We start from the raw sequence: 23737 nt of genomic DNA on the forward strand, positions 1-23737 counted from the left end.
AATAAACAAATATCAAAGAAAATCATAAATGCGAAGGAGATATTTACTATGGACAATAATTTAAAACTGATCACAACAGAAAAATAAATTTTATGACAAAGAACAGAGAATGAAAAGATGTACGAGTTGGACTCCGAAAGGAGTGCAATTAATCTCATATAATAATTATATATTTATATAATAATTAATTAAGTGCAAAAAGTGGTCAAAATCTGCCCACTTAGCGGGAGTGTTTTGGAGTGTAGTGGTCAAAATCGATACACTTTTTGCACCATGTAAAAAATGGAGGTAAAATTATTAACGATCAAAATTTAAAATCAATTCAAATTTCTATACCAAAAGATATACTTCACTCTTCTACTTTTTCAAATTATGAAATTGCAGCGTACTGTTTCTTAAAAACTGTAGTGACTGTCACATACACAACAGAGCATTGTATATCTTATTCTCAGGCCAGCTATTATCTAACTGGATCTACAAAATATTCTAAACGATTCCCTGTATATATAAAAAATGGAATAGATAGACTTATTCAAAAAGGAATTATTATCCAAAAAGGAGTCGCTCAAAAAGAATATATTTTAGACTGTTCTTGTTTATGGGATGATACAAAAGATACTCCGTTTGTTATTATTGATTTAAAACAAAATCACAAAGTAATTTTTGACTATCTTTTCAAAAGTTCTTATATGCCGGTATAGCCTATTGTTACAGGCTTTTCCGGCATTTTTCGTTATGGAAGATATTCTCAAATCTTCTTATATCCCCGTATGTTTTGATGTTCAAAAGTAGTATGTGGAGTAGTAAATTCTCCGTTTACTACTTATGCAATCAGCCGCTTCATTTCTGTTATCGACGTTTCGGAAGTCGTATGCGCGTAATAGTTCAGTGTCATGTTGATGTTAGAATGTCCCATGATGTACTGTAATGCCTTTGGGTTCATTCCTGCATTTGCTAACGTGGTGCAGAATGTGTGGCGTAAGGTGTGCGGTGTCATTACCTTTGGCAATGCTACCTTTTGCGTTTTGTTGTATTTCCTTACAAGCCCCCGGAACATACTTTCATAGTTGACCGCCACTTTTGGCAAGCCGTTCCGGTTAAGGAACAGAAACTTTGTGTAGCCCTCCAAAATAACAGGCTGTGCATATTTCCGTTTGTTCAGCACCCGCTGAAATGCTTCCAACACTTTTTCACTCATAGGAATAACCCGGTTGCCGCTTTTCGTCTTAGGTGTTTCCACATAGTAGCCCACGTCTGCAATCTTCAAAAGTTGGTGGTCTACATGGATAAGCTGTTTGTCTAAGTCAATGTCAGCTTCCGTCAATCCGCAGAGTTCCGAAATGCGAAGCCCTGTCCCTAACAGTATGATAATCTCGTCGTAGTATTTCTGATAGACTTTATCATGCTGCACAAAGGACAAGAAAGCCGCTTCCTGCGTAGGGGATAGAGGTTCCTTTGGTTCTGTATCATCTTCAAGGACTGTGTTCAACTGGAAGTCAAACGGATTTTTACGAATACAATCGTCCTGTATGGCTGTGTAAAAGGCAGCCTTTAAGGAACGCTTGTGGTTGTTGATAGTTTTGAAGCCGTAACCTTTTTCTTTCATGCGTAACGCCCATTCCTTTGCGTCGGAGAGCTTCACATTTTCAATCCGGCAGGCTCCAAGTTTATCCTCCTGCAAAATCCGCATGAGCTGTTTTCGCCCCTGCTTTGTACCATGCCGCACATTTGCCCGGTGGCGTATCTGCTTTGCGTAGAGTTGGCAGACAGTCATTTTCTTTCCGATATGGTCGATACCGTCGTCAAGGTCTTTTTGGATTTCTTTCTCTTTTTCCCTCAACGCTATATCGTCGCGCTTTCCTGCCGGGGTTTTGTCCGTAGGCACTAACTTCCAAGAATAAACAAACTGCGGTTTCCCAAAGGTGTCTATATATTTGTAGGCATATCTCCCGTCTTTTCTCTGGCTCTCTCCGGTGCGGAGAATACGATTTTTATTATCCCGTCTTTTTTCCGACATCGTTATGCTCCTTTCCATAATGGAAAGAGCCTTGATATGCTTGACTACATTGTACCACATTCAAGGCTCGATTTCACTATCAGATTGCGTCCACCGTATCAATCATTTTTTCAAACTGCTTCCGCTTAATCTGAATACGGTTTCCGTTCATCATTACCCAGTCCGGGACGGGATTTTCTTCTGCCAGTTTCCGCAGCTTGCTTTCTCCGATACGGAAATATTTTGCCGCTTCTTCTATGGTAAGAGTGTACTTTTCCCAAATCGGCACGTCGTTATTGTTCAATTTGTCGTCCCCCTTTCTTAATGGGTCAAAAGTTAATGTGTAACATAGGCTTTAATCGGACGGCTATTAGCGTAACCTCATGGGACTTGCACCCCTCCGGCGGTCTGCCGAAGCCCTACCCATTGCCTGCGACGCTTCTAACGCTCGGACTATGGCTGTAAGGAAGTATCATTATATATTCTGTGCGTTATCGCCCGCAGGGTGCTATCCCTGCTTTACGGTGTGGTATTTCTCGCTCGCTTTTCGGTTAAGAAAAAGGTCATGGCGTACCCACCGCATGGCTCGGCACAAAAGGAACGTATCCGATTTGCCTTATACTGCGTCGCCGTTCTATTGCGCCGCTTTCTTTGTCAAAGAGCAGAGAGCTGTTCTGCGATATGGAACGGAAAAGGGAGAAGCGTTCCAATACCGCGTTGGTTTATTCAGCCCTAAATGTGAGGATTGCCCTCATCAGTTTTGCTTGCAGCCTTTCGCGTATTTCTTCGTCTACTCCAAAATAAACATTTCCTCGCTCATCATAGAGCTTCCGCATGGAAAGACTTGCTATATAGCCGCTGAAATGCTGCAATACAATCTTCATTGCGTCCGGGTCGCCTTTGCTCGCCGCCAAAATAACGGGATAGGGAACAAGGGCATTTTCCGGGTACTCGGTCGGTTTACCATTCAATCCATTCATCAGCGTTTTCCTCCAAATATTTTTTTAACTGCTCAAAGGAGCTTGTCCGGCGATACTGTACCGTACTTCTTGAGATATTGAGTTGCTTTCCGATTTCTATATCAGTCAATCCCTCAAAGTAATACAGCAGTATAATTTTGCGCCGTTCTTCGGGCAAAGCCCGGATAGCTTCAAGTAGCAGTTTTGGGGTTATTTCTTTTCCTGCCATTTGATAAGACGGCTCTGCTTCTTCGTCTTGAAAATACTTATCGACGGTATAAAGTTGCCGTTCCTCATGCAAGGCAAGGTTGGAAAAAGTAACCTCCCGAACTCTGCGCCGACGAATTTCTTCATGGGCGTTGCACGCTTCGTTGTGCAGCACTGATTTACAGAACTTTTGAAACGCACATTGCTTTTCAAATTCCCTGCGATTAGGTGTCATGGTGTTCACCTCCTTTCTGCCGAAAGGCGGTAGTACCTCCCCTTTTCGCGGGATAATACAGGCGACTTTTTGCTTTGCCAAAAAGAGGACAAAGTTTTTGAAAAAATCTTCTGTAAACGCAAAATACGCCCGCCCGAAAAAACTCGGACAGGCGCAGAGGAATTAAAAGAAGTATTCAGATGATTTGACAATTCATATATATAGCCGCAATAACCCCTTGTAGGAGGCGGGCTTTTTTTGATAAGGTATTCCTTATCTGTATGTATTCATTCTTTCCTTTTTTCACAATGACAACCTCCCAATATACCGCCCCTGCTGATTGCATGGGATAGAGAGTGTCAAAGTGCTTTAAGCAAAAAGAAACGGCGGCTTTTCCATAAGCCACCGTTTCAAAGGCGCGTGAAAATATGTCTGCTTTACGACGGCTTTTTTTCTTTTGCCGTCGCGCGGCAGATTTAGTCTATTTTATATCCATTTGTTATAATATTTGCAATATCTAAATTTATTCTCTGTGGTTATTCAGTCACTTTTTTCGCCTTACCAAAAACAAAACACAAGCAAGAGAAAATACAATACTACATATAATGTACGTCCAATTAAAAAATGAAATATTGATTAAATATTGTGCAGATTGACTTTTAATGAAGTTAACATATGGCATATTGTTACCAATAGTTTCCATAACTTCAACAATGTTTGTCGGACTTAAATTATATAAAAACGAGCCAAACAAATATAATGTGATTTTTTCAACGATAGATGGTAGAAGAATAGCCAATACATAAAACCAAATTTTGTATTGATTACAGGATTTCCATAAATATATTGTTCCTAAAAGATACGGTATAATAGCAAGTAAACCGCCTAAAAGGGGTGTATATAAATGAAAGCCTAAAACAATAAATACAATACGAATTAAAAGGTACACTCCTAAAATAATTATCCAGTTCAGTAACAATACCAAAATAGAATTTTGCTTTTGTCCGTTTGTTACGTTACTCTGTTGTTGCATTTCTACACCTCCCGAAAGAAAGGACGTTCCACTTTTGGAAACGTCAAGGTTACGGTTGTTCCACCATAAGAATTAGTCTGTATTTCCACTTTTATAGTTAGGTCATTAGCCATTTTTTGAACAAGGTATAACCCCATGCCTGTAGAACGGCTTAAATAACTTCCTGTATCGCCGGTAAAACCTTTATCAAAAACAAATGGCAAATCCGATATGGGTATGCTCATTCCATTATCGTTAATAGATAAGATGATTTCTTCACTTTGTGAAGCTTCATTGATTGAGAATTGAAGAAAGGGAGAAGATTTTTTTTCAGCATATTTTACACTATTACTAATAATCTGTCCTAAAATAAACATTAGCCCTTTTTTGTCGGATATAATTTGATATTCATTCCCCAAAAACTCAATAGAAAATCCGGCTTCTTCAAGCAGAGTTACATTATCCTCAACTGCTTCTCGACAAGTCCTAAGAATAGATAGTGGTTCAAAATAATAATCTTTATGGACAGCACCAAGCCGAGAAAAATAAAGGATTTGTTCAACATCTTGCCGCGCATGGTCACGCACGTAAAGCATACGAGTATGCACTAAAGGGGACATTTCGTTTTTTCGATTATCCAATAACAATGTCATAAGCGATAGTGGCTTTTTAATTTCATGCGCCCAATTTTCAATATATTGTTCATAGTCCGAAATCTTTATTTTCTGTTCGTTCACATATTCCTGCTGTGTTCTCAAATGCTGTCCCAATTCACGAACATAGGGACGTAATAACGCGGGTACAATTTCACATAGTAAGTATTCATTAGTATCATCTGGTTCCAATAAAAAACTATGAAAAACAACATCAGCTTTGTTACTTTTTTTGATTGATATAGTAATCGGTATAGTAAGTGCAGCCAATGAAACAAAAATTATCAAGGCAACATAGCTTGTGAAATATTCCGGGTAAGCCAACCAAGCAAGGAATATAAAGAACAAATCCAAACACATAAATGTTATAAACCAAATTCGATTAGAAGAAATAGCAATTAAAAGATTTTTCCATTTATTCATATGTCCACCTGCTCTTTCAAACGGTATCCTTGCCCTCGCACCGTTTCTATACGTTCTTCAAGCCCAAACTCCCGAAGCGTTTTTCGCAGCCGAGTAAAATTTACTTGTAATGCATTTTCGTCTATAAATTCTTCTGTTCCCCATAGTCTAATGCATAATTCTTTTTTAGAAACAATCTTAGGGCTATTTTTCAAGAGAGCAAGTAATATTTTTCCTTCGTTCGGTGGCATAAGGTAAGAGCTATTCCCTACATAAATTGTAAAGGTATTCGGGTCAAGTAAAAAACCACCTCCATCAAGTAACCCTTGCTGTACCTGTTCTTCTTTACGTCGAAGAAGATTTTTAATTCGGGCAAGTAAACGTGACATATTACAAGGTTTTGTTAAATAGTCATCAGCCCCCAAGTCTAATGCGTGCAGTTCGTCCTGCAATTTATCTCTTGCAGTCAATACGAGTACCGTACCAATCTGTTTAGCTTTCAACTCTTTACATATTTCAAAACCCGAACGAAAGGGAAGATTGATGTCAAGCAAAATTAAGTCGGGAAAATATGCTGCTATTTCTGATACTGCGTTTTCAAAATCCGATAATCCAATCGTATCATATCCCGATTTTTCTAATAAGTTCAACAGTTCTTCTCGCATATAAACATCATCTTCAACCACAACTATCTTTGCCAATATGTCCGCCTCCTTTCCCATAATATTTATAAGCCTGTTAAGAATTGGGCTTGTAATTGAGCTTTCCTATTTCACGATTAGCTGTTCGAGCAACAGCCACACCGTAAATTACCATAACAAGAACAACAATAACAGTCATAGCAATTAAAAGAGGATAGGACTGTTCAAGGTGTGCCGCTCCTGAATATAAATATAGCTGCATGGCATATATCCCTACTGCTCCGCTGATACACGCTAATATAAGAGGAAGCAGGAAATACCATAATACTTGTTGGTTGATAGAACGCTTAATTTGTTCACGTCGTGCTCCTAAAATAGAGAGTGTTAGATACCTTGATTTTGTAGTTTGCATTTGCGTCAAGAATTGCAGGGCAAGTAATGCACACGCAATAATCAAAAACATAAATCCCATGTATAGTGTTGTATAACTTCCGGAAATAACATAAAATAATTGTCGCCCAAAATTATTAAGATAGCTTTCGTAATATAGACCAGATGGTTTTAACAAATCACGAGCTTCCATAATCGGTAACATTAAACCTTTTGTTTCAACAAGTTCATTAGGAATACAAAAGTTCCAATAAACCATACAAGTGTCTGAATTTACAAATTCTGAATATATCTCATCTGAAACAATCAATGCAGTTATAATCTTGATATTTTCATCTGCGGTCAACCCTTTCATCGGTACGGAGGGAACAAGATAAAATGGTCTTTCGTTGATAGAAAGCGACGCTTCATTATTCGCCTGTGCGTCTGCTGCAATTTGATTTAACAGTGTAACCGTTTCATCTTGAGCATTACCTAAAAAATCTGGGTTGAGATAATAGACAACTTCATTGTTCCCAAGGCTAATCTGTTCTTCTCCCGCGGCATCCAATAACCGATTATAGGAAGATACAGGAAGCAAATAAGGAGAAGAACTACCAGTATCAATAAGACCTAAAAGGTTTAAGGCAGCAGGTTGGTCGGAGCCAAAACTATACATACCATCTTCTTGTGTGGCAGGGTCTACTACATCTTGAGGTAAATGCTGCACGATTTGTTTCCTAAATTTCGACCAATCAACAGGAGAACTTATCCCATCCGAAGCAGTGGATTTTATATTTCCTATTTCCATACGGTTCAGATTTGATACATAAGGACGAATTTGTTCGTTGGAAAGATACTTCTCAACAATTTGGTCGTTGCCCATTACAGTAAAGTCATAAACAGAAGTACCTCGTGTCAATTCACTTCCATATGACATTATGCGCACTGAGCCGTCGGTAATTAACATAATAGTAAGCATCATCAGAATGGACGCTACGCTGATTGAAATATATTTATTAACGACATTTTCATGCAACTGCCGTAAAGTAAATACATAAAGTCCTCTTGTGGCTTTGTGTTTTATAGAAGCTGCCCATATACTCAAAATTCTTGCAAGTCCTCGAATAAATAGAATTGTTCCGATAATTCCAAGTAAAACGGCAATAAGCAGCATTGCCCCACTCGCAGCCATAAAATGCTCTACAACAATCCAGTACGCGACAAGCAAAATTACGGTGCCTATAGCAAACGATACGAAACTTACATATGGATTCCCTGTGCGTTGCTTTTTCGCCATCTCTCCATAAACAAGTTGATGTAGCTCTTTACGGAACAGCTTTCCGCATAGAACAAACAATGCTACAAACTGAATAATCAAGAAGCCTAACGATGTGAAAATAGCGGCACTTACAGAAAAACTTAATTGGTGTGTAATGATACCATGCCCTACTAAACGCGCGGTTGTAAGACTTATAGCTTCGGATAAAAAGCCACCGCATACAAGCCCTCCTAAAAGAGCTAAAAACGACGTGATTAGCCCCTCTGTCATTATTTGAATAAATAATTTAATCTTTGTCATTCCAAACATCAAATAAAGCCCCAGTTCTCGACTACGACATTCAAGTTGATATTTGTTTGCAAATACTACGAGAAAGAACACAAATAATAAAGCACAAAGATAAACCGTCGGTAAAAGATTAGTAAGCAACCGTTCTACTGCGTCGCTCTCAATTTCACTTAAAAAACGTATTACGTCCTGTTGTCCAAGAGAAAGCACTATATAAAACATTGCTACGGCTGTTATCATTGTCAGAAAATAAATTAGGTTTTCGCTACGGCTCCGTTTGGCGTTTCGCCATGTGAGATTAAAGAACATTTGCACTTCCTCCCCCCATTTGAGCCATCACTTGTAAAATACGTGCATAAAAATCTTCCTGTGTTTCATTTGGAATTTTACGACGTAACTCATGGAAAATAACACCGTCTTGAATGAACAAAATACGAGAACAGAAACTCGCGGCGTTAGGGTCATGCGTGACCATTAGGATTGTGCGTCCACGCCTAAGATTGATTTCCTGTAACTTCTCCATGAGTAAACGTGCTGATTTTGTATCTAATGCACCTGTAGGTTCATCAGCCAAAATAATATCGGGGTCAGAAATCAAACTACGTGCAGCAGCTACGCGTTGTTTTTGACCGCCCGACATTTGTGACGGAAATTTAGAAAGAACGTCTGTAATTCCAAGAAAATCTGCTATATCTTTTAGCTTTTTTTCCGCTGTAACAATGTCAATATTATGAATTGATAAAGGCAATATAATATTTTCTTTACCAGTTAGATTATCAAGTAAAGCAAAATCTTGAAATAGATAACCAATCTTGTTGCCACGATATTCAGCCAACTTCGTGCCATCAAAAGAGCTTATATTGGCACCTGAAAGTAAAATTTGACCTGAAGTTGGTTTAATTACCGTCGCAATACAATTTAATAATGTAGTTTTACCGGAACCACTTGCACCCATAATACCCAAATATTCACCATTGAGAACATTAAATGAAATCCCATTTAGAGCCTTTGTGGGGACACCATCTTTTGTGTAAACTTTATGCAAGTCGCACACTTCCAAGAGTTTTTCTGTATAATTCATTTTTACACCTCGCCTTGTGGATTGTTGATTGTTTACCAGTTATAATTTTACTGCGTAATAACTCAATGTAACACTTACATTTGATGTAAGGTTTTACGTAAGGAATTATCTATTTTTATTCCCTTTCCTACGTCCATCAGTAGGCTTCTCTGCCGCTTTGGGTATCAACCACATATAACCGATTTTTGAAACTCCCGGTATTCTGTTCTGTTTACAAAGTATCTGTACTCGCCGTTCAGAAATGCCCCATTTTTCCGCTGCTTCTGGACAAGACATATATTCCATAGTTCAACCGCCCTTTCCTCAAACTTTATCAATATAATTATAATCGGATAACCGAATAATAGCAAGTGTATGATATGCTCTATTTCTATCCATACTATGATGTGTGTAATCATATCTCGAAAGAGAGATGAAATATACAATGTAGTTGGGTGAAATGATTATGAAGCAGAACAAAGAAAAGTTTGATTTTAAGGCTTTCGGACAGGCTATAAAAGCGGCAAGAAAAGCAAAGGGGATTTCCCGCAATCAGTTAGCGGATAAGCTGAACATTGCGCCGCGATATATCGCGTCCATTGAGAACAGCGGACAGCACCCAAGTTTGCAGATTTTGTATGAGCTTGTAACCTTGCTTGACGTATCGGTAGACCAGTTCTTTTTCCCGGAACGGGAACAGGAAAAGTCCACCCGCCGCCGTCAGCTTGATACCATGCTCGACGGCATGAGCGAAAAGGATTTGAAAATCCTGTCTGCTACCGCAAAAGGGATTGAGGAAGCCAACAACGAAACAACGGGGGAATAAAGTTCCCTCGTTTCTTCATAGAGAAAGCAGTTTGAAACGTCGCAGTTTGCGACGTTTTTCTTTTGTCCTGCTTTGGCAAAATCAAATTTTCCATGTAGTAGGGATAAAGGGAGAAAGTTTCTTAGCAAGCATAGGAAAAGAGTACCCTTTTCCGTATTTTCGCCCTCCCGCCCTGCGGTGCGTCGGTTAAAAATTGCTTGTTGGGAAGTGTCCCAAACCCTCGGAATGGAAAGGAACGATTGCATGAACGGACGCAAAAGAAAAGTACAAATCAAATTCTATGTAACAGAGGAAGAACGGGCATTGATTGAACAGAAAATGAAGCTCGTCCCTACCCAAAATATGGCGGCGTATCTTCGCAAGATTGCCATTGACGGGTATATCATTCAGACAGACCATAGCGACATAAAAGCCATGACAGCGGAGATACAGAAAATCGGGGTCAACGTCAATCAGATTGCAAAGCGTGTCAATGCGACAGGCAGCGTCTACCAAGAGGACATAGAGGAAATAAAGGGGGTGCTTGCGGAGATATGGCGGTTACAAAGATTAAGCCTATTAAAAGCACGTTGAGCAAAGCCCTTGATTATATCCAAAACCCGGATAAGACAGACGGGAAAACGCTTGTGTCCTCCTTTGGGTGCAGCTATGAAACGGCAGATATTGAGTTTGAATATACTTTGTCGCAGGCTCGGCAGAAAGGGAACAACTTAGCCTTTCATCTGATACAATCGTTTGAACCGGGAGAGGTGGACTGTGAGAAAGCCCACACAATCGGAAAACAGCTTGCCGACGCGGTAACAAAGGGACAGCATGAATACGTCTTGACTACCCACATAGACAAAGGGCATATCCATAACCATATCATTTTTTGTGCGGTCAACTTTGTTGACTACCATAAGTACAATTCCAATAAGCGCAGTTACTACGGCATACGGAACATAAGTGATAAGCTGTGCAGGGAAAACGGGCTGTCCGTTGTCATTCCGGGTAAAGGCAGTAAGGGAAAAAGCTATGCAGAATATCAAGCGGAAAAGACGGGAACAAGTTGGAAAGGCAAGCTAAAAATTGCCGTTGATACACTTATCCCCCAAGTAGCAAGTTTTGAAGAATTATTGCAGCGGTTACAGGCGGCGGGCTATGAGATAAAACCGGGAAAATATATCTCCTGCCGCGCTCCCGGACAGGAACGCTTTACCCGCTTAAAAACCCTCGGTGCAGATTATACAGAGGAAGCAATCAAAGAACGGATTGCAGGCAAGCGCACAAAGGCAGCGAAAGCTCCCAAAGAGCAGCGCGGCGTATCGCTGCTTATCGACATTGAAAGTAGTATCAAGGCACAAGAGAGCCGGGGCTATGAACAGTGGGCGAAAATCCATAATCTGAAACTGGCTGCAAAAACTATAAATTTCTTGACAGAACACAAGATTGAGCAGTACGCGGATTTAGTCAGCCGGATTGAAGAAATAAATGCGGAAAATGAAAAGACAGCAGACGCATTAAAGAGCGTGGAGAAACGTCTTGCAGACATGGCGGTGCTGATGAAGCACGTTACCACCTACCAAAAAACAAAAACCGTCTATGAAGCATACCGCAGGGCAAAGGATAAGGACACATACCGGGCAAAGCAGGAAAGCAGTCTGATACTCCATGAAGCGGCGGCAAAGGCATTGAAAGCGGCGGGCGTTACCAAGCTCCCCAATCTTGCCGCCATGCAGGAAGAATACGGGAAGCTCCAAGCGCAGAAAGAAGCCCTTTACACTGATTATGGCAAGCTGAAAAAACAGGTCAAGGAATACGACGTTATCAAACAGAACATAGACAGTATTTTAAGACTGGAAAAAGAACCGGAACGGGGCAGGGAAACCGAACGCTTACAGTAGAAATATCTATAAAAGCGTGGTAGGATAAAGGTATTCCAATATAGACAGGAGCGTGAAAACATGGCAGACCAAACGATACCCGATTATGAAACCATAAGCGCCGCCGTTACCGGAGAAACATGGGCGGTGGAAAAGGTGCTTATGTGCTACAAGGACGAAATCGACAGGCAGGCAACTGTAAAGAAACGTCAGCCGGACGGAACATTCAAACTGGAAATTGATGAAGATATGCGCCAGTATATCACAATGAAGCTGATAGAAGCCCTCCCCCAGTTTCCCCTTGAAGAAATGGAAAGAGAGGAAAAAAGAAATCGGGACAAAAAATCATAAAAAGGTAGACGGGAAGCTGCTGCGGACAGATAAGCAGTTCCGGCATTTGAAGCAACGGCAGAAAGAAACTATCAGTACATGGCTTTATGAGGAATACCGCCGTCTTTGGATAGAAAAGGGACAGGAGCCGCATAAGTACAACAACCGGGAAATCGTTGCCGCTGTTATGGAACGGATAGAAGCTGCGGGGATATGGCTGCCGGAACAGGAAGTAACAAAATATTTTTACCGCAGGAAAACCCATTACCGGAACCGGATAGAAAAAGAATTACAGCCGAAGCCGGAAATGCAGGATAAAGACAGTCAGACACAAAAAGAACAGGGCGCAGGAAGCCAGTAATGACCTCCCGCACCCTGTTCTTTTATATAGGTACTGATTTTAAAATGTTACGCAGTAGAACCCCCATTTTAAGGGAAAAGGTATTCTGTATCGCCTATGCCAGTTTCACGTCATTTATGCCCTGTAAATCAAGGCTTTTTTTGCCCTTATCGCGTAACCGCCGCACGCCGTTTCCTCATGCGCTCGGCTGCCTGTCTGCGGGTAATCCGCTTCCGGCAGTCCGGGCAGTATTTGACGCTGTTCGATTTTGATACAAAGAACGTGCCGCACTCGGTACAACGCTTTTTGTCCTCTGTCTTGAAAAGCTCTGCATACAGTAGCTTATCAAGAGGAAGTACGGCAATTTGAAACCACTTGCATAAAAGCGAACAGGAAATGAGCTGCGGGCAGACACATTCCTCCCCGTCGTCCAGTAAGATACAGTGTCCGCGCTCGCAGTTGCAGCACTCCTTTTTTACAAGGCTGTTGACTTTTCGGCTCTGTGGCGGCGTAAGCCGCTTACCCCCGGTCATACTTCATCAGCGGCGAAAATGGCAAGCTCCGCATACTCGTTTTCTGTTAGCGGGGAAATTTTCTGTAAGGTGCGTTCTGCAAAGGGGCGCATATCCTCGTCCATGAACGGCAGCGCAGCCGTCATATTTTCCATAAGCTGTGCTTTGCTTCCCTCATGGTAAATACTCAACAGGTTCATTTCTTCAACGGTCAGTCTAATCATGCTCATACCTCCAATTCGTGATGTTTTGATTTTGCTGTCTTTTTCGGGACTTTTGGGGATTTTTCTGTTTGTAACTGCGCCCGGACAGAGGGAGGGGACTGTTTCATCTCTTTCTTCCTCTCGCTTTTATCTATCAGCGCATAAACGCCATGCCTGCCCTCCAACGTAGATAAGGAAAGGCTTTTGTAAGGGAGCATGGAAAGCAGCCGTTCCATATCCTTATCCGTTGCCAGTGGAACAAAGTAGGGAGAAAGTTCTACCGCACAATGGGTCTTTTCGGGGCTGTCCGGTTCTCCAAGCCCTTTTACATTTTCCACAATCCGGCGGGCTTCTGTTTCAATCTGTCTATCATGCAGGGCGGCGATATGTAACTGAAAATCCCTCTGCGTATGCGGTGTTCGTTTTTTCTGCTGTTCCCTCAAAAGGCTTTTTAAGGCTTCCGGGTCGTTTGGCTGTGCTTCAAAACGTATAAACTTTCCAAGTTGCGGGTCAGTGTCCCCGTCAAAATATTGTCCGGCAGGCTTTGTCAGCTCCCCATGCTCATAAATCAGCGTGTAGTTGTCGGCAGGGATTGATTTTTCGATTACTTCCCGGAAATGCTGCAAATAATCCAGTTCATAAAGATTGCCCTTGATTTTTTCCTGCTCTGTGCCTGTCAGTTCCACCGCATAGGCAAGGATAGTATCGCGGGTCTGTTCCCCGTAAAACCGCCATGTATTATGCTGCCTTGTGTCCTTTAGAAAAACGTCCCGTTCCCGGAAGCAGCACGTCCCGGACGGGCGGGAAAACCACAAAAGCCGTTTGTCCTCCGGGATAAGGCTTACCGCCGCTTTCCGCAAAATCTGTTTGTCTATGTCAAAATCGCTCTGATAAAAAGCGGTGTTCTGTTTCATTATGGCTTCAAGGGAAGCAATAACGTCCACATTTTCAAATTTTTGTAACTTCATAGGTCAGCTCCTTTCCAAATCCTGTGTTTTCTGTCTTGCCTGTTTCTTCTGTGCCTGTTCTTTCGCTGCTTTAAGCTGCGCCCGGATAGAGGACTTTTTCTCCGGCTCTGCCTGTTTCTTTTCTGCTTTGAGGGCTTCGGCGTATTCTGCAAGGGAAATCTGTCCTCCGGCTTTTGCTTTTTCTTCCAGTTCCGTAGCGGTCGGGGTGTTGTTTATCTGCCCGTCAATCATGTTGTAATTCTGCTCGGTGGTCTGTTCGGCAGCTTTCAGATAATTTTCCGGCTGCAAAAACTCCGGCACGTCCTTATAACCGAAGCTGTCTACATAGTGGGCGGTGTCCTGTCCGTTCTGATGAAGTACCACCACGTCGGAAACGGAAAGGCTGTGTCCCTTAAAATCTTTCGGGTGGTCGATATTAAAGCGGGTGTAAATATCTTCAAGGGAAGTCCCCGGCGTAAGAGGTGCGGAATAGACAAGTGTATAGTTTTTCGCGTCTACCCGGTGTCCGGCGGCAATCAGACGGTCGTAAGGCTCAAAACGCAAGTCCCTTGTTTCGTCCCCGCCTTTTATCTGATAAATGGAAAAGGTGTCTTTATCCTGTGGGGCTTCCTGCTCCGGCTGCCCTTGTGCGAATTGTTCCTGTGCAGCTACCTTTTGCGCCCGGATATGCGCCCGCTGTAACTCGGTAGGCTTTTCCCCGGTAAGAGGTGCAATCGCCTTGACATAATCAGCCGCATAATAGGCGTTACTGGTAAGCTGCCGCTGCCATACCCCGGCTTTTGGCGACCAACGGAAGCCGTTGCTTTTTAAGGCTTCCCGCGTAGCTTCGTCCGGCTTATCCTCAAAGAAGATTTGCAGACGGTTCGCTTCGGTGTTTGCTTCCACCTTGCCGCCGTCGAATTCCCAACCCACAAAACCGATTTCTTTTTGCTGTGAAAGGGATTTGATACGGTCTTTCACGCGCCGGATTTCCGCGCTGTTGTTGGATAACGCCCAAGTCGCAAAGGGCTTGTCCCCCAAATGCCAACTGCTCGCCATGTCCGCTTTTAATTTTTCAAGCTGTTCCGGCAACAAATGCGGGCAGCCGTCAAGGGTCTTGTGCTTACGGTAATAGGCGTTTACGGCTTTCATGGTTTCCTGTGATTTTTCAAGGCTTTCCAGTTTCTTTTCTAACTTCTGTACTGCCTGTGGGTCGTCTGCACTGATACCGCCCATGCCGGTACTGCGGATTTTATCAAGAAGTCCTTGTATGTCCTGCCATTCCCGGTAATTGCTGTCGCGGGCTGCGTTCTGCTTTTCTTTCTTCCTTGTGGGGAAGTTAGAGCCGCCCGCAATGAGGATAGAGGGAACACGCGCGTCAATCTCATAGCCTTTGTTCATGTTCGCCGCCAGTTTCCGGGCGTAGGTGTCAAGCAGGCTGTCGATTTTCTCATGGTACATCGGGTCTACCCGCTGTTTCTGCCTTTCTGCAAGCTGTACGGCTTCATCTACATAGTGCCTGTATTCAGCCGTCGCGCTGCCTTGCTTATAATCGGAAAAACTGTTTGCGTCCTTTGCACGTTTGGCGGCAGCTTCGTTGATTGTGTAATAAGGTGCGGCGGGTGCAGCTTGTTCCGGCTGTGGTGCTTCGCTGCTTGCGCCTGTATCAGCTTCCGGCTCGGTCTGTGCTTCTTTTTCCTGTACCGGGGCTGTTTCTTCGGGAAGCTCCGGCGCGGCTGCTTCTGCTTCGGGCTGTATGGTAGCTTCCTGTGGGGTCTGTGCCTGTTCGGTGGTCTGTTCCTTATCCTGTGCCTTTTGGATTTCTGCAAAATGTCCGTCTATGGTATCAATCAGACTTGCGGCGGTGCTGCGGATTGTTTCAAGAGAGCCTTTCAGTTCTGCAAGTTCTTTTCCGCTGCTCCACCCGGCGATATATCCAAAGGAATAGTCCGACGTATCAAGCCCGTAGTGTTGGCAAACGGCATAGGCGACGCTTTCTGCCTGTACCTCGCGGGTGCGGCGGTCGGGACGTTCCGGCGCGTCTTTGTCTATGTCATGGAGTGTCGCATGGGCAATTTCATGGATAGCGGTCTTGATATTCTGCAATTCATCCATGCCCTCGTTGATGAGAATACACTTTTCCTCATAATTGCAGCGTCCTTTTATACTGCCGCTTAGTGCTTCAAATCCCATAGCAAAGGGGGAAGTTTTTTCAAGGGCAGCGAAAAAATCCTGATACTGTTCCACGTCGCCCGTAAGCTCCTTTATCCCAAGGTCGGGCAACTCCTTACCCTCGGTCTGCGACACGTCAAAAACAGATACCACACGAAAGGCGGGGATTTGGATTTCCTTTTCCTCGGTAACGGCTTTCCCGTTCTTATCGAAAACAGGCTTTTGCGTGTCCGGGTCGATTTTTTCCACCTGTTTCTTAACGGTAAAGGGCGCGGGCGCAATTATCTTGATAGCTTTTTCCCCCGGCTTTACATGGCGGTCAAATTCCTTTTCCCATTGTTTATAGCCTTTTACAAGGTTGCCGCCCTGCATGGCGATAAGGATTGTATTGTTTAGGCTGTAATCATGGAATTTAGACATAGTACGCAGATAGTCGGCGTAACGGTCGCTTTCATAAATCCCCAAAATGCCCTGTTCCAGTCGGTCGGTAATCTCTTTCATTTTGTTGGCGGGCTTTTCGGAAGATAGGATAATCGGGAGAACCGGGGGCTGCTCTGTGGCAGTGGTCGGTATGGCTGCGGCAGCGTCAAGGTCTGCCTGTTCCTTTTCCTGTACTGGCGGCTGCGGTGTTACCCGATATTCCTCCGGCACGTCCCGTCCGTCATACCACTGTGTAAAGGTGTTGCGGTTGTTGTAGATATATCCCTGCTCGGTAAATCTGCCCCCGTCATTGATAGCAGCGTCCCGCCCGTATTCCTCATAGAGAAAATAGTTTTTTGCTTCTTCCGGCAGCTCCAACTCGTCCAGTTCTTCAATCAGATAATGCCCGTAATCTTCCTCGGTTTTTACGGACGAATAAATCCAGTAACAGTCAAGATTTTGTGCAAGGTTTATAATGTCCTGCAAGTCCCTTGTATGGTCGCCGTATGTGATAGCCGCAGCAAATTTTTCCCGGTCGTCGTCAAACTGCATTTTCAAAAGCTCGCCCAAATAGTTCAGTTCGTCAAGGCTTTCAAGCTCGGTCAATTTCCCTGCCAGTCCCGGAATAGAGGACTGATATTCTGTGATGTGCAGCTCCCCGTAGTTTTTGCCGTCTATCCCGATACGGTCAAAGACTTCTTTCAAATGTTCAGCAGTCGTGGGGAATGATACCCATTCGCCCGCAGGTCTGCCCTCGGTGTACTTTCCAAGATTAGAAAGATACCCGCTTAAAATCGTTTCTTCCATGCGCTCACTCCTTTCTTTCTCAATCATGCGGTGCATAAGCTCGTAGTCCTCCATGCTCATGCTCCCGTCAAATAGATAGGGGTCGGGTTCTTCGCCGCCCCGGTAGGCTTTTTCAGAAAAAGGCAGCCCCGCAGCGTGGGCGGCGGCTCTTGCTTCCTCGATAAGCTCCGGCGGCAGCCTGTCGTCGTGGGCTTCGATAAATTCCCCGATATTGCTATATCCGTTTTCGTAGTGGCGGCGCACCCCGGCGGTCAGTTCGTCAAGGTTCCTGTCCTCGCCAAGATAGCCGGAATAATAGCCGTTTACCACAACGGCGGCAGGGTCAGCCTGTTTGATTTCTTCCATGCGGCTTCTGTCCTCCGGGTAGAGAATATCGCCCATTTCAAGGTGGAAATATTCCGCGTTCCAAGAACGTCCCGTTTTCCAAAACGCCACCCAAGCGATACCGTCCCTTAATTCTTCTTGATAGTCTTTTACGGTGTCCCGTAAATTTGCCATGTGTAACCTCCTTTCCCAAAGGCAGCGCGGACGCTGCGCTTTCCAGTTTCATCATTCAGTACCCCGCGCCCGCGTTTTTGCCAAAGAGTTTAGATATTTTTTCAAGATTTCAGAGGGTTTGGGAAACTTCCCAACAAGCAAAAATCCCCGCCGTTCTCGGTAGAGAAAGCAGGAATTTTACGGAAAAGGGTACTCTTTTCCTATGCTTGCTATTCAGTTATTTTTTCTTCGGAAGCTCCACCCGGTAGTTGACATATTTCCCGCCCGTATCAGCCAATACGATAGTTCCGTCGTAGGTCTTGCCCGTCTTTGGGGAATAGAGCTTTTTCACATTTACCTTGCCGGATTGTAAGAGCGCGGCGGCAATCTTCGGGGTAAAGGTTACTTTTCGTTCTTCAAAGAAACGGTCATTTTTCCACATGGTAAAGATACATTCCTTATTGCTGCAATAGTAATTCTTCTTGCCCTCATAGACAGGAGAACCGCAGCGGGGGCAGCTTCCCAACGCTTCCCGTTCCGGCTTGAACATCTGCGCTTTATCATCAGAAAGAAACGGGTACGTCTTTACCAGTTCCCGCGCCATATTCTCAATACCCTCCATAAATGCGGCGGGGTCTGCCTTGCCTTTTGCAATCTGTGTCAGATTGTTTTCCCATTCTGCGGTAAGCTGCGGGCTTGTCAAGGTGTCCGGCAGGACGCACACAAGGTTGATACCGTCCTTTGTGGGAAGTAGCTGCTTGCCTTTTCGCTCCACAAAACCGCCCTTTACCAGTTTTTCAATGACGGCGGCGCGGGTGGCGGGAGTTCCAAGCCCTTTGCGTTCTGCGTCCGGGTCGGTGTCCTCGCTTCCGGCGTGCTCCATAGCAGAGAGCAGCGACGCTTCGTTGTGAGGTTTTGGCGGTGTTGTGTCATGTTCCGTTACCGTTGCCGCCGGATTTTCAAAGGTCTGTCCCTCGGTAAATGGCGGCAGGGTCTTTTCTGTGTCGCTGTCTGCGTCGTCCGTTTCGGGCTTGTTCTTTAAGGCTGCCCGGTAACGGCGGTCAATCTCTTTCCAACCGTCGTACAGCACTGTTTTTCCCTTTGCGGTAAAGGACTGTCCGGCACATTCAAATGTAGCCGTAACCGCTTCAAAGGTATGTACTGCGGCGGTCGCCATGAGCAGACGCGCCCCGGCAAGGGTAAGGATATTCCTTTCGCTTTCCGGCAGCGCGGCAAGGTCGGTCTTTGCAAGCTCCATAGTCGGGATAATGGCATGGTGGTCTGATACCTTTTTACTGTTCAGCACTTTTGCAAGCTCCGGCGCAAAGTCCATGCCCGCCATAAAAGAAAATTTCCCACAAAGCAGCTTGATAATGCCCGCCGCTGTGTCGCCCATGTCGTCGGTCAGAAATGCGCTGTCGGTTCTCGGATAAGTAAGCAAACGCTTTTCATACAGGGCTTGTGCAAGGTCAAGGGTCTGCTTTGCGGTATATCCGAACAGGCGGTTTGCTTCCCTCTGCAAAGAAGTAAGGTCAAAGAGCTTCGGCGGGGCTGCGGTCTTTTTCTCTTTCACAAGGGAAGTACAGACTGCTTTTGACGCTTCACAAGCAGCTTTCAGCCTGTCAGCTTCGGAACGGTCAGACAGTTTTTCGCTTGCAGCTTCCGCGCCGGATAAGGACAGGCGCACATGATAGTATTTTTCTTTCTTGAACGTGGTAATCGCCGCGTCCCGGTCAACAAGCATTTTTAAGGTCGGGGTCTGTACGCGTCCCACATTCAAGGTATGGTTGTAAAGGACAGAAAAAAGACGGGTGGCGTTGATACCGATTAGCCAGTCAGCCTTTGCCCTGCATAATGCGGAAGCAAAGAGCGCGTCGTATGCTTCGCCGTTCTTCAGATGAGAAAAGCCCTCTTTGATAGCAGCTTCTTCCATTGAGGAAATCCACAAGCGGCGCGTGGGCTTCCTGCACCCGGCAACTTCGTAGACAAAACGGAAAATGAGTTCTCCCTCGCGCCCCGCGTCGCAGGCATTGACGACTTCGGAAACGTCTGCCCGGTGCATAAGTTCCTTTAAGGTCTTGAATTGCTTTTCCTTGTCAGAAGCAACGGTGTACTTCCATTCCTGCGGCAAAATCGGTAAGCTGTCATAGCTCCACTTTTTATACTGCTCCCCGTAGGCGGCAGCTTCGGAAAGCCCTACCAAATGTCCCACGCACCAAGAAACGATATAGCCGCTTCCTGTGAGAAATCCGTCTTTCTTTTCCTTTGCCCCAAGTACGGCAGCGATTGTCTGTGCCACACTGGGCTTTTCTGCGATAACTAAAATCAATGATAATTCCTCCTTTTATCGTTCGGTCTGTCGTTTGTTTTCCAGTTTTCTCATACAGTACCCCACACAAGGGGACTGCCCCTTGTAAGGGCAGCCCGCGCAGCGTGGGGAAGAAAGCTCCGGCGGGGATTTTTCCCGTTTGCCATAGTCCGGCTTCTGTATCATCATCTTTTCAAAGGGATTGTCGGTAAACAGGGTCATACTTCCTCGTCCTCCGTTTCTTCCTCTTTGGAAACTTCCCCGGTATCTGCTTCCGGCTCGTCCTCGTCGTAATCCTCAAAGTCAAAATCTTCAAGGTCGGTGCTTCCTTTCACGTTATGCTTCGGTTTTACAAACTTAAAGTAGTAGAACGCCGCGCCGCCACCAAGCAGCACAAAGAGGACTAAGGCAAGCACCGCGCCGGGATTGCCGTCTTTTTCTTTGGGTTCTTCCGGCTGCTCGGTGGGTGTTGGCGTGGGTTCCTTGCCTGTGCAGCCTGTCAGAGTAGTTGCACATACCGGGCAGGACGTATTTACCTTTCCGACTTCGCATTTTTCCGTACAGTTGCAGACTTCCGGCTTTTTCGTGGCTTCCCCGGTTTCGGTCAGTGCCATAAGGTCGGCTTCGTCCACTTGATTAAGGAAATGTACGGTCTGTTCCCCCTCGGCTGCCCGGTCAATGAGGATATAAAAGTAGTTGCCGCCTTTGGTGGTAACAGTGATAAGCTGCTTATTGCCGCCGAAATCGTCCACCAGTGTTGCGTTGCCCTTTGGGGTAAGGGGCGGCGTTTCCGGTTCTTCCACCACTACATTGCTGTCGTTGGTCGCGTCCTCTGTGGGTGGCTCTGCGGCTGTTCCCTGTGCATAGGCAGGGACAGAAAAACCGCCCATAAGGATAAGGGCGGCACAAAGGGCAGTCATGGTCTGTTTGAGTTTATTTTTCATCTGCATTGTCCTCCTGTTCTTCGTAGTCTGCCGCTTCGGTAGCGGGTGCGGCGTTCATGCCGGGAATACCGCCGCCGGACAGCATAGCATTTAATTCCTGCGGGGTAAGTCGCATAGCGCGTACAAGCTGCACGATTTCAAGGTTTTCCGCTTCGGTTTTCTGCGCTTCCAGTCCTTTTAACTTGTTCTGATACTCTGTGATTTTCTCGCGGGTCTTTGCGATTTCCTTATTGATACGGTCGATTTTGTTGTTTGCCATAAAATAAATTCTCCTTTCTTTTCGGGGCTGCTTACCAGTTCATCAGCCCGTAGCCTTTGATACATTGATAGTTGAGGTCATAGCTTTTAATCTTGCAGGCGTCGCCGGAATTGCCCTCAACGGTATAGACGCGGCTTCCGTCCCTGCCAAGCACAAGCCCCACATGGTCGGCAACGCCGTCTAAATCCCAGTCGAAAAAGATAGCGTCGCCCGGTGCGATATTCTCATAGCCGCGTGCGCCCCATTGTCCCCTTGACTGGAACCAAGGAACGCCCTGCCATTCGCAGCCCGCAAAGCGGGGTTCGCTTTTTCCGGCTTGATTGTAGCACCATGACACAAAGCAGGCGCACCATTCCACGCGGCTGTTAAAGCCGTACCAAGACCAGTAAGGGTAGCCGCCCACGTTTCCGACCTGCTGTTTTGCAAGCTCCATAAGCTCCGGGTTTCCGGGACGTGTGCCGTTTACAAACTCCACGCCGCTTAAATCCTCGGACGGGCTTCCGTCGGGAGAGCCGCCGCCAAAAATCAACGGTTTGTTGCCCTGTGTCTGTAAGTACACCTTGAACATTTCAAACTGCTGTGGGTTCAGCAGTTCTTCCGCAAGGGAAGCAATCGGCTTGTTTGTCAGTTTCACATTTAAGATACGGTATTCGTATTCTTCCTCGTTGCCCTCCTCGTCGGTGGTGGTGCGTATCTCGATTTCTTCCGTCAGCGTCAAGGTGTACTGTAAGCCGAACAGCCGTTTTAGCTCTGCCTGTGCGCTCTGCGGGGTGTAACTCTGCAAAAGGGCAGTCAAGTACGACGCTAATTCGTGGGGGTTATGCCCGATAGTATCAAGGTCATAGCGGTATTCATCATAGCCGCTGTGGGTGCTTTCGATATTGTCAATTTCCTGTTGCAGCTCATTTTCCATTGCAGCATAGCTCTGTTCCGTTGCCACAAGGTCGCTGTCCTCGGACGTGTAGGAAGTCCCTAACACGCTGTTCATGCTGCCGGAAAACATTGCCCCACAAGAGGAAAGCCCTACGGATACCATGATGAACAGAAGCAGCGCGGCGATAGCGATTATCACGCCTGCCGGGTGTCGTCCTGCAAAGGCAGCCGCTTTCTTTGCTGCTGTTTGGGACGCTCCGGCGGCAGCTTTGGCGGTGGCTGCGCCGCTTTTCTTTACGGTTTTTGCATACTGGCGTTTGATTTTCTGTTTCTGCATGAACCGTGAAAAGGGATTGCTTGTAAGCTGCGGGTTCTCCTGCAAGGCTTTGTGATACTGAAAATTGACGTTTGCCTTAAACGCTGCCTGTTCTGCCTTTGCCGCTTCCCGGTAGGGTTTCAGCTTATGGCTGCGGTAGCCCTGTTTTAATTTTCTTGTCCCGTACCTTGCGCCGCGCTCGGCAAGTTCCTCCGATTTGTGCGCGCCCTCCACACCGGAATTATCTTTCTCGACGCTATGGATTTTGTTGTGAACAAAAATACCCGCTTCCTGCGCGGGGTGGGATAACGGGTTACTGTGGGCTTTGCCGCCGGGTATCGGCTTTTCCTGTTCTTCAAAGCGTAAACGGGTCTTTGCCTTTCCGGCGGTTTCCTCAAAGGTGCGCTCTTTTACAAGTTTCTTCTGCTTCGGGAGAGCTGCCTTTGCTGCGTCCAGTTTGTCGGCTGCTTTTTCCGATTTTTTGATGTAGGGTTGCAGTTTTGGCGTTTCCCGTTCCTCGTCGGTAAACTGCAAGCGTGAGGTGGAAGTACGCAAAACAGCCGCTTCCTGTGCTTTCTTGACTGCCTTTTTGCTTGCCTTTCGGGTATGGGCTGCGTCAAGGTGTTCCATGACACGCTCTGCGGTAGCGGTGTCCGGCTGTGAAAAGTCGCTGTCTGCTTCCCGGCTGCTGATACGCTCGGCAGTCTGCTGTGTTTCATTGATTTCCACCGCACCGTCGCGGGTCATTTTCTGCGTGATTTTATCGCGTGGTTTTAACTGTTTCATAGGCTGCTCACTTCCTCCGGCTTCGTCGTCATAATGCGGTAAAGCTCGGTATCTTTCGGGAAATGGTCTACAAAGGGAAGCACCACATTCCCATAAAAGATAAGTCCCTCGCCTGCTTCGGTGTGGGTTACATACTTCATCTGCTGTGGGCTGATATTTAACTGCTTTGCAAGGATAGCCCGGTCGCCCTGTGCCTGATTGAGCATGAGGACAAAATCAGAGTTTTATAGTGATAGGTAAGCCCCTGATATCATCTCAGGCTTTTCCCCCAC

General features: G+C 45.4%; 25 protein-coding genes and 1 pseudogene. 6 read left to right on the forward strand and 20 right to left on the reverse strand.

What is annotated here, in order from left to right; all coding sequences use genetic code 11:
- The first annotated feature begins 266 nt into the window (after positions 1 to 266).
- On the forward strand, positions 267 to 701 hold the full coding sequence (locus DWX00_RS19710; RefSeq protein WP_158578860.1) for a hypothetical protein: 435 nt from the start codon (positions 267 to 269) through the stop codon (positions 699 to 701).
- A 122-nt stretch (positions 702 to 823) separates the two neighbouring features.
- On the opposite strand, the gene DWX00_RS13060 is transcribed toward DWX00_RS19710, so the two are convergent.
- The 10 genes from DWX00_RS13060 to DWX00_RS13110 all read right to left on the reverse strand — a co-directional run bounded on the left by DWX00_RS13060 (position 824) and on the right by DWX00_RS13110 (position 9389).
- Complete coding sequence (locus tag DWX00_RS13060) at positions 824 to 2017, reverse strand: site-specific integrase (RefSeq protein WP_107571888.1); 1194 nt, start codon at positions 2015 to 2017, stop codon at positions 824 to 826.
- Between the two features lie 79 nt (positions 2018 to 2096).
- Positions 2097 to 2300: an excisionase gene (locus tag DWX00_RS13065; RefSeq protein ID WP_009905235.1), complete on the reverse strand. Its 204-nt coding sequence runs from the start codon at positions 2298 to 2300 to the stop codon at positions 2097 to 2099.
- Positions 2301 to 2718: 418 nt separating this feature from the next.
- Positions 2719 to 2976, reverse strand: a complete 258-nt coding sequence (locus tag DWX00_RS13070) for a helix-turn-helix domain-containing protein (RefSeq protein ID WP_006858660.1) — start codon at positions 2974 to 2976, stop codon at positions 2719 to 2721.
- Positions 2957 to 3397, reverse strand: coding sequence for an RNA polymerase sigma factor (locus DWX00_RS13075; RefSeq protein WP_015529193.1), 441 nt, complete (start codon positions 3395 to 3397; stop codon positions 2957 to 2959). Before DWX00_RS13075 ends, DWX00_RS13070 begins: the two co-directional genes overlap by 20 nt.
- A gap of 523 nt (positions 3398 to 3920) precedes the next feature.
- Positions 3921 to 4409 (reverse strand): hypothetical protein, encoded by a 489-nt coding sequence (locus tag DWX00_RS13085; protein ID WP_015529194.1) that lies wholly within the window; start codon positions 4407 to 4409, stop codon positions 3921 to 3923.
- A gap of 2 nt (positions 4410 to 4411) precedes the next feature.
- Positions 4412 to 5464: a sensor histidine kinase gene (locus tag DWX00_RS13090; RefSeq protein ID WP_015529195.1), complete on the reverse strand. Its 1053-nt coding sequence runs from the start codon at positions 5462 to 5464 to the stop codon at positions 4412 to 4414.
- A complete protein-coding gene (locus tag DWX00_RS13095) occupies positions 5461 to 6144 on the reverse strand; it encodes a response regulator transcription factor (protein ID WP_220389690.1) in 684 nt (227 codons plus the stop codon). Before DWX00_RS13095 ends, DWX00_RS13090 begins: the two co-directional genes overlap by 4 nt.
- Positions 6145 to 6181: 37 nt before the next feature.
- Entirely contained in the window at positions 6182 to 8332 is a 2151-nt protein-coding gene (locus tag DWX00_RS13100) for an ABC transporter permease (RefSeq protein ID WP_117626627.1), read from the reverse strand.
- Positions 8322 to 9104 carry an ABC transporter ATP-binding protein gene (locus DWX00_RS13105; RefSeq protein ID WP_015529197.1) on the reverse strand — a complete coding sequence of 261 codons (783 nt, stop codon included), beginning with the start codon at positions 9102 to 9104 and terminating at the stop codon, positions 8322 to 8324. Before DWX00_RS13105 ends, DWX00_RS13100 begins: the two co-directional genes overlap by 11 nt.
- A gap of 105 nt (positions 9105 to 9209) precedes the next feature.
- Complete coding sequence (locus tag DWX00_RS13110; protein WP_117626626.1) at positions 9210 to 9389, reverse strand: helix-turn-helix domain-containing protein; 180 nt, start codon at positions 9387 to 9389, stop codon at positions 9210 to 9212.
- Between the two features lie 160 nt (positions 9390 to 9549).
- Here DWX00_RS13110 and DWX00_RS13115 point away from each other — a divergent pair, with 160 nt between their 5' ends.
- The 5 genes from DWX00_RS13115 to DWX00_RS13135 all read left to right on the forward strand — a co-directional run bounded on the left by DWX00_RS13115 (position 9550) and on the right by DWX00_RS13135 (position 12462).
- Positions 9550 to 9909, forward strand: a complete 360-nt coding sequence (locus DWX00_RS13115; protein ID WP_015529199.1) for a helix-turn-helix transcriptional regulator — start codon at positions 9550 to 9552, stop codon at positions 9907 to 9909.
- Between the two features lie 243 nt (positions 9910 to 10152).
- Positions 10153 to 10482, forward strand: a complete 330-nt coding sequence (locus DWX00_RS13120; protein WP_015529200.1) for a plasmid mobilization protein — start codon at positions 10153 to 10155, stop codon at positions 10480 to 10482.
- Positions 10443 to 11792, forward strand: coding sequence for a relaxase/mobilization nuclease domain-containing protein (locus tag DWX00_RS13125; protein ID WP_117910218.1), 1350 nt, complete (start codon positions 10443 to 10445; stop codon positions 11790 to 11792). The genes DWX00_RS13120 and DWX00_RS13125 overlap by 40 nt, the downstream gene beginning before the upstream one ends.
- 60 nt (positions 11793 to 11852) lie before the next feature.
- Positions 11853 to 12122, forward strand: a complete 270-nt coding sequence (locus tag DWX00_RS13130) for a helix-turn-helix domain-containing protein (RefSeq protein WP_015529202.1) — start codon at positions 11853 to 11855, stop codon at positions 12120 to 12122.
- Between the two features lie 46 nt (positions 12123 to 12168).
- Positions 12169 to 12462, forward strand: coding sequence for a hypothetical protein (locus DWX00_RS13135; RefSeq protein WP_025579757.1), 294 nt, complete (start codon positions 12169 to 12171; stop codon positions 12460 to 12462).
- Positions 12463 to 12608: 146 nt separating this feature from the next.
- On the opposite strand, the gene DWX00_RS13140 is transcribed toward DWX00_RS13135, so the two are convergent.
- The 10 genes and pseudogenes from DWX00_RS13140 to DWX00_RS13185 form a co-directional block, all read right to left on the reverse strand.
- Positions 12609 to 12974 carry a cysteine-rich VLP domain-containing protein gene (locus DWX00_RS13140; RefSeq protein WP_005933796.1) on the reverse strand — a complete coding sequence of 122 codons (366 nt, stop codon included), beginning with the start codon at positions 12972 to 12974 and terminating at the stop codon, positions 12609 to 12611.
- Complete coding sequence (locus tag DWX00_RS13145; protein WP_005933795.1) at positions 12971 to 13183, reverse strand: transposon-transfer assisting family protein; 213 nt, start codon at positions 13181 to 13183, stop codon at positions 12971 to 12973. The genes DWX00_RS13140 and DWX00_RS13145 overlap by 4 nt, the downstream gene beginning before the upstream one ends.
- Positions 13180 to 14124 carry a hypothetical protein gene (locus DWX00_RS13150; RefSeq protein ID WP_117767613.1) on the reverse strand — a complete coding sequence of 315 codons (945 nt, stop codon included), beginning with the start codon at positions 14122 to 14124 and terminating at the stop codon, positions 13180 to 13182. The genes DWX00_RS13145 and DWX00_RS13150 overlap by 4 nt, the downstream gene beginning before the upstream one ends.
- 3 nt (positions 14125 to 14127) lie before the next feature.
- Positions 14128 to 18000, reverse strand: coding sequence for an antirestriction protein ArdA (locus DWX00_RS13155; protein ID WP_117910219.1), 3873 nt, complete (start codon positions 17998 to 18000; stop codon positions 14128 to 14130).
- Positions 18001 to 18217: 217 nt separating this feature from the next.
- Positions 18218 to 20308, reverse strand: a complete 2091-nt coding sequence (locus DWX00_RS13160) for a DNA topoisomerase 3 (RefSeq protein ID WP_054344402.1) — start codon at positions 20306 to 20308, stop codon at positions 18218 to 18220.
- A 15-nt stretch (positions 20309 to 20323) separates the two neighbouring features.
- Entirely contained in the window at positions 20324 to 20509 is a 186-nt protein-coding gene (locus DWX00_RS13165) for a hypothetical protein (protein WP_015529206.1), read from the reverse strand.
- Positions 20506 to 21231, reverse strand: a complete 726-nt coding sequence (locus DWX00_RS13170) for a DUF4366 domain-containing protein (RefSeq protein WP_015529207.1) — start codon at positions 21229 to 21231, stop codon at positions 20506 to 20508. Before DWX00_RS13170 ends, DWX00_RS13165 begins: the two co-directional genes overlap by 4 nt.
- Positions 21221 to 21490, reverse strand: coding sequence for a DUF4315 family protein (locus tag DWX00_RS13175; RefSeq protein WP_005933780.1), 270 nt, complete (start codon positions 21488 to 21490; stop codon positions 21221 to 21223). Before DWX00_RS13175 ends, DWX00_RS13170 begins: the two co-directional genes overlap by 11 nt.
- Before the next feature lie 31 nt (positions 21491 to 21521).
- Positions 21522 to 23309 carry a CHAP domain-containing protein gene (locus DWX00_RS13180; RefSeq protein WP_442857777.1) on the reverse strand — a complete coding sequence of 596 codons (1788 nt, stop codon included), beginning with the start codon at positions 23307 to 23309 and terminating at the stop codon, positions 21522 to 21524.
- Between the two features lie 152 nt (positions 23310 to 23461).
- Positions 23462 to 23689 (reverse strand): annotated as a pseudogene (locus tag DWX00_RS13185) (hypothetical protein); the annotation flags it as partial.
- Positions 23690 to 23737 lie beyond the last annotated feature (48 nt).

It is taken from the genome of Blautia sp. AF17-9LB, assembly GCF_003479185.1.
Lineage (GTDB): Bacteria > Bacillota > Clostridia > Lachnospirales > Lachnospiraceae > Fusicatenibacter > Fusicatenibacter saccharivorans.

Coding starts and splice junctions, on each gene's coding strand:
- DWX00_RS13090 (WP_015529195.1), bottom strand. CDS start 5,464: ATGAATAAATGGAAAAATCTTTTAATTGCTATTTCTTCTAATCGAATT.
- DWX00_RS13100 (WP_117626627.1), bottom strand. CDS start 8,332: ATGTTCTTTAATCTCACATGGCGAAACGCCAAACGGAGCCGTAGCGAA.
- DWX00_RS13180 (WP_442857777.1), bottom strand. CDS start 23,309: ATGGAACACCTTGACGCAGCCCATACCCGAAAGGCAAGCAAAAAGGCA.
- DWX00_RS13125 (WP_117910218.1), top strand. CDS start 10,443: ATGGCGGTTACAAAGATTAAGCCTATTAAAAGCACGTTGAGCAAAGCC.
- DWX00_RS13115 (WP_015529199.1), top strand. CDS start 9,550: ATGAAGCAGAACAAAGAAAAGTTTGATTTTAAGGCTTTCGGACAGGCT.
- DWX00_RS13140 (WP_005933796.1), bottom strand. CDS start 12,974: ATGACCGGGGGTAAGCGGCTTACGCCGCCACAGAGCCGAAAAGTCAAC.
- DWX00_RS13105 (WP_015529197.1), bottom strand. CDS start 9,104: ATGAATTATACAGAAAAACTCTTGGAAGTGTGCGACTTGCATAAAGTT.
- DWX00_RS13175 (WP_005933780.1), bottom strand. CDS start 21,490: ATGGCAAACAACAAAATCGACCGTATCAATAAGGAAATCGCAAAGACC.
- DWX00_RS13075 (WP_015529193.1), bottom strand. CDS start 3,397: ATGACACCTAATCGCAGGGAATTTGAAAAGCAATGTGCGTTTCAAAAG.
- DWX00_RS13085 (WP_015529194.1), bottom strand. CDS start 4,409: ATGCAACAACAGAGTAACGTAACAAACGGACAAAAGCAAAATTCTATT.
- DWX00_RS13130 (WP_015529202.1), top strand. CDS start 11,853: ATGGCAGACCAAACGATACCCGATTATGAAACCATAAGCGCCGCCGTT.
- DWX00_RS13155 (WP_117910219.1), bottom strand. CDS start 18,000: ATGGCAAATTTACGGGACACCGTAAAAGACTATCAAGAAGAATTAAGG.
- DWX00_RS13150 (WP_117767613.1), bottom strand. CDS start 14,124: ATGAAGTTACAAAAATTTGAAAATGTGGACGTTATTGCTTCCCTTGAA.
- DWX00_RS13070 (WP_006858660.1), bottom strand. CDS start 2,976: ATGAATGGATTGAATGGTAAACCGACCGAGTACCCGGAAAATGCCCTT.
- DWX00_RS13165 (WP_015529206.1), bottom strand. CDS start 20,509: ATGACCCTGTTTACCGACAATCCCTTTGAAAAGATGATGATACAGAAG.
- DWX00_RS13120 (WP_015529200.1), top strand. CDS start 10,153: ATGAACGGACGCAAAAGAAAAGTACAAATCAAATTCTATGTAACAGAG.
- DWX00_RS13145 (WP_005933795.1), bottom strand. CDS start 13,183: ATGAGCATGATTAGACTGACCGTTGAAGAAATGAACCTGTTGAGTATT.
- DWX00_RS13060 (WP_107571888.1), bottom strand. CDS start 2,017: ATGTCGGAAAAAAGACGGGATAATAAAAATCGTATTCTCCGCACCGGA.
- DWX00_RS13110 (WP_117626626.1), bottom strand. CDS start 9,389: ATGGAATATATGTCTTGTCCAGAAGCAGCGGAAAAATGGGGCATTTCT.
- DWX00_RS13170 (WP_015529207.1), bottom strand. CDS start 21,231: ATGAAAAATAAACTCAAACAGACCATGACTGCCCTTTGTGCCGCCCTT.